The organism is Halobacillus sp. GSS1, assembly GCF_017307035.1.
GTDB lineage: Bacteria > Bacillota > Bacilli > Bacillales > Halobacillaceae > Halobacillus > Halobacillus litoralis.
This window is the reverse complement of the sequence record NZ_JAFLHE010000012.1, coordinates 81,227-87,734: the sequence shown is the minus strand read 5'-3', so window position 1 is coordinate 87,734 and position 6,508 is coordinate 81,227. Positions and strand designations below refer to the sequence as shown.

Annotated in this window: 6 protein-coding genes; 4 read left to right on the top strand and 2 right to left on the bottom strand. The window is 45.2% G+C overall.

Translation table 11 applies throughout. The features are described 5' to 3' along the window. Positions 1-91 precede the first annotated feature (91 nt). Positions 92-1,285: a S8 family peptidase gene (locus J0K78_RS16830; RefSeq protein WP_242517934.1), complete on the bottom strand. Its 1,194-nt coding sequence runs from the start codon at positions 1,283-1,285 to the stop codon at positions 92-94. Positions 1,286-1,684: 399 nt separating this feature from the next. Here J0K78_RS16830 and J0K78_RS16825 point away from each other — a divergent pair, with 399 nt between their 5' ends. The 4 genes from J0K78_RS16825 to J0K78_RS16810 are packed head-to-tail and all read left to right on the top strand — an operon-like array spanning position 1,685 to position 5,052. Then, the gene (locus J0K78_RS16825) at positions 1,685-3,421 is read left to right on the top strand and encodes a carbon starvation CstA family protein (protein WP_206948104.1); all 1,737 of its coding nucleotides are present in this window, start codon (positions 1,685-1,687) and stop codon (positions 3,419-3,421) included. Between the two features lie 59 nt (positions 3,422-3,480). Beyond that, the gene (locus tag J0K78_RS16820; RefSeq protein WP_206948102.1) at positions 3,481-3,846 is read left to right on the top strand and encodes a hypothetical protein; all 366 of its coding nucleotides are present in this window, start codon (positions 3,481-3,483) and stop codon (positions 3,844-3,846) included. Then, a complete protein-coding gene (locus tag J0K78_RS16815) occupies positions 3,825-4,088 on the top strand; it encodes a cory-CC-star protein (RefSeq protein WP_089651275.1) in 264 nt (87 codons plus the stop codon). Before J0K78_RS16820 ends, J0K78_RS16815 begins: the two co-directional genes overlap by 22 nt. A gap of 13 nt (positions 4,089-4,101) precedes the next feature. Continuing rightward, complete coding sequence (locus J0K78_RS16810) at positions 4,102-5,052, top strand: ArsA family ATPase (protein WP_206948099.1); 951 nt, start codon at positions 4,102-4,104, stop codon at positions 5,050-5,052. A 78-nt stretch (positions 5,053-5,130) separates the two neighbouring features. On the opposite strand, the gene J0K78_RS16805 is transcribed toward J0K78_RS16810, so the two are convergent. Beyond that, a complete protein-coding gene (locus tag J0K78_RS16805) occupies positions 5,131-6,501 on the bottom strand; it encodes an MATE family efflux transporter (protein ID WP_206948097.1) in 1,371 nt (456 codons plus the stop codon). Positions 6,502-6,508: the final 7 nt, after the last annotated feature.

Below are 6,508 nucleotides of genomic sequence, written 5' to 3'. Positions count from 1 at the left end.
CTAGAATGACACAAACATCTCGAAACTGAGTCTTCCACAAACGGGAGCTATTGTGAAACTAAAAAAGCGGCCGGGGGCCGCTTTTTTTAGATTAATAGTTTACAGCATCATAAGAGTTGATGACACCGTGTTCGAAGTAGTAGCCGGTACCATAAATAGGGTCAGCTGTTTGTTCGATAGCTGCACGGATGTTGCTGTTGGAACGACCTTGAGCCGCAAGCAATCCAGCTAATCCGGCTACGTGAGGGGAGGCCATGGATGTACCGGACATGTAGGCATATCCTCTGTTAGGTACAGTGGAAGCGATGTTGACACCAGGAGCTGTCACATCTACCCATGTTCCATAGTTTGAGAAGGAAGCCTTGTTGTTGTTGCTGTTTACTGCACCAACAGCGATGACGTTGTCATAGGAAGCAGGTTCGAAAGTTGTGGATACGCCATCGTTACCTGCAGCGGCGATGACTACTGATCCTTTGTTCCAGGCGTAGTTTACGGCATCTTCAAGTGTTTGCGTGTCACAGTTACAACCAAGAGATAGGTTGATGACTTCAGCGCCTACGTCAGCAGAATAACGGATCGCATCTGCAATGTCGTACAAAGAACCGCTACCGTTTGCATCAAGAGCACGGACGGCAAGGATTTTCGTGTTTGGTGCCATACCTGCAACACCTGAACCGTTATTCGTTTCTGCAGCTGCAGTTCCTGCCACGTGTGTTCCGTGGTTATTTAAGTCCATTGGATCATAATCGTTATCGACGAAGTCATAGCCTTTGATTGTTTTTCCATCAAGGTCCGGGTGATTGTAGTCGACACCGGAGTCGATGATGGCAATTTCCTGGCTGCTGCTTCCGCGGGTAATATCCCATGCCGCTTCTGTGTCTGTGTTTTGTGGACCGTACTGGTATCCACGATAGTAAGTATCATTTGGCGTCCATGTTGCTTCGAAAACGTAGTTTGGTTCTGCATATTCCACATTTGGATTTTTGCTCAGTGCTTTTGCTACAGCTTCTACGTTTCCGACTTTAAGTACTTTTACCTTAGAATCTACGAAAGATCGTTCTGCTGTCACTTCTTTTGCTCCGAATGCCTTCATTTGTTGCTTGTTCAAAGACTTCCCATTTTTGAACTTAACCACAACTTCTCCTTTTACGAACTCTCCTTTGTCTTCCTGTACGTTGACTTTGTTCAATGACTCCGGTTTGGAATCAGCGAATACCTGCCCTGTTGTCGGCAGGAAGGCCAGTGTGGCGGCCAGTGATAATGTTGCTAGTTTTTTGAACTTCAAATGTATTCCTCCTTAAAAGTTTATATTCTAATAATTCTGTCATTTTTGCTGTTTTCCTTCAAAATGCGGGTTGGGATAGTTGCTATGATTTGAGGCTTGTTAAGGAGGTTTTACGAACGGATATTCCCAAGTCCCTGCGTTGAAAAGGTATTTAGACCTTCTTTAATGGATAAAAATGGGCATTCAAATTGAATGAGAGGATATTTACCATTACCCCAGCTTATATTCCTGCATCATTTCTTCTATATAATGGAGGAAAAAGAATAGGCGTACGTACCTCATTCATATTTATTATTTTCAGAAAAATCTGTATATCGCATTGAATTCGGAATAGAAAGTAATATATAATACATTTAAATGTAAACGCATACATATTTTTGTAGATTGAGGAGGGTTTTTGTGAGTGGGATTTGGTTAGCTGTTGTTGGAGGTCTCATCTTTTTTCTAGGTTATCGGTATTATTCAAAATTCATTGCCGAGAAGATCTATCGTCTCGATCCGAATTATGTAACACCCGCCCATCAGTATAAGGACGGTGTGGACTTTGTCCCAACGAATAAGTTTGTATTATGGGGACACCATTTCACTTCTGTCGCAGGAGCGGCTCCGATTGTCGGACCAGCGATTGCTGTCTACTGGGGCTGGCTGCCGGCTGTGCTTTGGGTATTGCTAGGAACTGTATTTGCTGCCGGGGTTCATGATTTCGGTACGCTTGTTTTGTCAGTCAGAAATAAAGGACAATCCATCGGAACGCTTGCCAGTAAGTTGATCGGTCAAAAAGCGAAAGTGTTGTTTTTATTTATCATTTTACTACTTGTTTTAATGGTAAACGCGGTCTTTGCCTGGGTTATTGCGAATCTATTCATTTCATTCCCTGCGAGTGTATTATCTGTTTTCATCCAAATTCCGCTGGCTGTTTGGATCGGCTACAGTGTGTATAAAAAGCAGGGCAATATGCTGCTTCCTTCCATTGTGGCGCTTGCGGTCATGTACTTAGCAGCCATTGTTGCGAGCTATGTGCCTGCCCTGCAAATCGACCTTGTCCGTTATTTCGGTGGGGAAGGTGCTTCGACATTATTTGGTTTGAATGCAACGTCCATGGCTTTCTTCGTATGGATTGTCGTGTTGATGGTGTACGTGTATATCGCGTCCACTTTGCCGGTTTGGAAGCTGTTGCAGCCGAGAGACTACATCAACTCGCATCAGCTAATTGTTGGACTTGGTCTTCTTTACCTGGGTCTGCTTTTCACAAACCCTGAAATTACGGCACCTGTGACGAACGCTTCGGCGGATACGTCCTGGTTCCCGTTACTTTTCATTACGATTGCCTGTGGAGCGATCTCCGGTTTTCACGGTCTTGTGTCGTCAGGAACGTCTTCTAAACAATTGAATAAGGAAACAGATGCGCGTTTTGTCGGTTATTTAGGGTCAGTCGGTGAAGGGGCTTTGGCTCTCGTAGCGATTATCGCTGTTGTCACCTTTTTCCCCACAGCCGGTGAATTTTCAGCAACGTACAGCGGATTTACTGCGGCGAGTGGTGCGGGACTGGGCGTCTTTATCCAGGGCGCAGGACAGCTTGCTTCCGGACTTGGTATTCCGGCATCTGTCGCAGCAACGATTGTTTCCGTCATCGTCGTCAGTTTTGCCGCAACGACCTTAGACTCTTCTGTTCGTTTGATGCGTTATATCATCGCGGAACTTGGTACGGAATATAAAGTCACGCCTCTTACGAAAACGCATGTGGCGACAACAGTCGCTGTGGTTTCCAGTGCGGCTTTGACGTTAATTCCTCAGGGCCCTAAAGGGTTCGGTTCTGGTGGATACTTGCTTTGGCCTTTATTCGGGACCTCAAACCAGCTTCTGGCAGGAATCAGTTTACTGCTCGTTTCCATTTGGTTGAAACGTCAAGGACGAAACTATCTGCCAACAATCATTCCAATGGTCTTCCTCATGTTTATGACGTTGTGGGCCATGATTGATCAAGTGGTGACCGAGTGGGCGCCATGGAATGAAGGAAGTGACTGGATGCTGTTTACTTTCGGTGCCATCATCCTTGTCTTTACCTTCTGGATTCTCATTACAGCGTTTTCTGCCATAGCAGGGAATCGTGACGATTCTATTGAGAAAAGTGCGTAATCTTAAAAGGAAGCCGGCATTTGTCGGCTTTCTTTTTCCTTGAAAGGAGCATCAACTCCATGAAAGAAATCATGATCATACGTCCTGAGAAGGAAATTGGCATGGGATGCTGTGGGGGAATATGCAGCGATGACGATGGTTTCATTAACATGAAAGATGAGTTTAAGCACCACGATCCGGACAGGGAAAAGTTAGGGGAGTGGTATAGAGAGAACCAGAGCGAAGGGGTTCATGTGGATTATGTAGATCCAAGGAATCTCCTGGCTATTCTTGTTTATTTTATGAAACACGTAAAACGGGGACATGTATCTATTTGGAGTGCGTTACGGTCAATCTTTTTTCGAATGCGATACAACAGCTTGTTCATTAATGGTAAATGGGTTGAAAATAAGGAGGGAGAGGCATGGAGAAAAAGTTTTCGTTAAAGCGGTTATTTGAGTTTTATGATGAAGTGTTAAGCCTCCCTCACAAGCAGGAAATTGCCAGAGAACTGAGGGATGAGGATGATCTCTTTTTACTTCTTGTGTACTCAGACATGTTAGGGATCCCGAATCCAGCTTTTTATTATACGTTAGAGCTATATCCGCACATCATAGAAAAGTTCCACGACTGGCATTTGCGTATGGGGATGGAAAAGTCTCCGCTCGATGGCATTCGTTGTTGTTAGAGGAGGAAATAGAATGGAAGGCTTGCATAAGAACAAAGTTATTTTTGTAGGAGGAAAAGGAGGCGTAGGAAAATCGACATCCTCTGCTGCACTTGCTGTGGCGTTTGCGAAAGAAGGACATCGTACTCTTGTCGTATCAACAGATCCTGCCCATAACCTTGGGGATATCTTTCACGAAAAAGTTAATCACGAGAAGACAATCCTAATGGAAAACCTCTGGGGAATTGAAATCGATCCCGTTCATGAGTCCAAACGATATATTGCAGGTGTAAAGGACAATTTGGAAGGGCTTGTGAAATCAAAAATGGTCGAAGAGGTTCACAGGCAGATCGATATGGCAAGTGCATCTCCGGGGGCGGATGAAGCGGCTCTGTTTGACCGCCTCATTTCTATTATTCTGGAAGAATCCGAGCATTTTGACAAGATTGTATTTGATACAGCTCCGACAGGGCATACCATCCGCTTATTGACGCTGCCAGAGCTCATGAGTGTTTGGATTGATGGAATGCTCGAACGTAGGAAAAAGATTAATGACAACTACACGCAGTTGTTGAATGATGGTGATCCGGTCGATGACCCGATTTACGATGTGCTGCAACGAAGGAAGGAGAAATTTGCTGCCGTAAGGGAAGTGATTTTGGATCCTGCTCAAACGGGATTTGTATTTGTATTGATTCCGGAGCGGCTTCCAATCCTTGAGACCCAGCAGGCAATTCGTAAATTGAAACAGCATGACTTGATGGTTCAAACACTCATCATCAATAAAGTGCTGCCCGATTACGCAGACGGGGAATTTCTTGCAAAGAGGCGAAAACAGGAAGGAACCTATCTTGAGGAGATTAGAGATAAATTCAAAGAGCAGCAGTTAATTCAAATCCCACTATTTGAAGAAGACGTCTCCGATATGAACAAACTAAGAACCTTCTCAAGCAATCTTAGTGAAGGAGTAAAGGCACCGAGATGATTTGAACTTCCATTTTATGTATGACCTGGTACACCAATTATATCCATTTGTATCATCAAAAAATAAGAAAGCGCACAGTCAGCTTGTATTGGCTTGACTGTGCGCTTTTTCATTTGGTGTGACAAAAGATTTCTTCAGCCATACTCTCGATTTCCACCTTCGCAGCATAAGGACGCCGCGCAGCCATTCATCGGCGATAAACCCGATCCAGATTCCAATCAGTCCGTAAGCAAAGTGGATGCCAAAAATCCAGCCAATCGTCACCTGAATGCCCCACATGGATAAAATACCGACGATGACAGGGAAGCGCACGTCGCCGGCAGCTCTCAGGGAGTTGATGACAACGAGGTTGAAGGCTCGTCCAGGCTCCAGCAGAACAGTCAGCAGCAATAAGGTTCCGCCTGTAGCTAAAATGGTCCTGTCTTCAGTAAAGAGTCCCAGCAAAAAGTCACTGGAAAAATAGAAGACAACCGCAACGGATAGAGAAATCACAATGGCTAACTGCAAGCTCCGAATACATTGACGGTAAGCTTTCTCCGTCTCTTTAGCGCCGATATGATGGCCGATTAATATCTGCGTTCCCTGTCCGATGGCGATGGAGCATAAGAAAATGAACATCATCAGGTTTTGGGCATAGACTTTCGTCGTAATCGCAGTCGCTCCCATTTGGGCAACAAAATAGGTGATGACCATCTGACTGGCATTGTAGGAAAGCTGCTCACCGGCGGACGGGACACCGATATGAAGCAGGTTCTTTATATGTGCTTTTTCATAGTGATAAAAAGATCGCCATGGCAGATCCCCGGATACACGCTTAATGAGCAGCACTAGGAGAACGAGAAAGCCGAATGCCCTTGAAACCGCCGTTACATAAGCGACACCCTCTACTCCAAATACGGGAAGACCGAATGGACCGAAAATGACAAAGTAGTTGCCGATGACATTTAAGATATTCATGCCAATCGTGACATACATGGGATCTTTCGTGTGACCATAGCTTCTTAAAAGCGCTCCAATCGTCATCAGCATTGCCTGGACAAAAATAAGTCCGCCGACAATGTTCATGTATTCAGTGGCGTCTCCCATCAAAGAGGAAGGCAGATCCATCACATTCAGAATCTGTTCACTGAATAAGAACAGGCCGAAGCTGAGAAGAAGAGAGAACCACAAGTTGACACTGAGGGAGGTGACAGATATGCTCCCTGCCTCTTTCTTTTGTTCAGCTCCGAGATTTTGCGCGACTAAAATGGCGGCCCCTGTCGCGACGAATCCGAACATGACGATGACAACGGAGAGAATTTGGTTGGATACGCCAACAGCCGCTACGGCATCATCGGAGTACTGACTGAGCATGAGTGTATCCGCGTTGCCCATTAACATATGGAGCAGAACTTCAACGAAGATCGGCCATGTGAGGGCGAACAGCGTCATTTTTTTAGTTTGAGTCATGGATAGA

Bases quoted from the DNA above. Each gene is read 5' to 3' on its own strand.
- J0K78_RS16815 (WP_089651275.1), top strand. From the start codon at position 3,825: ATGGAGAAAAAGTTTTCGTTAAAGCGGTTATTTGAGTTTTATGATGAA.
- J0K78_RS16820 (WP_206948102.1), top strand. From the start codon at position 3,481: ATGAAAGAAATCATGATCATACGTCCTGAGAAGGAAATTGGCATGGGA.
- J0K78_RS16805 (WP_206948097.1), bottom strand. From the start codon at position 6,501: ATGACTCAAACTAAAAAAATGACGCTGTTCGCCCTCACATGGCCGATC.
- J0K78_RS16810 (WP_206948099.1), top strand. From the start codon at position 4,102: ATGGAAGGCTTGCATAAGAACAAAGTTATTTTTGTAGGAGGAAAAGGA.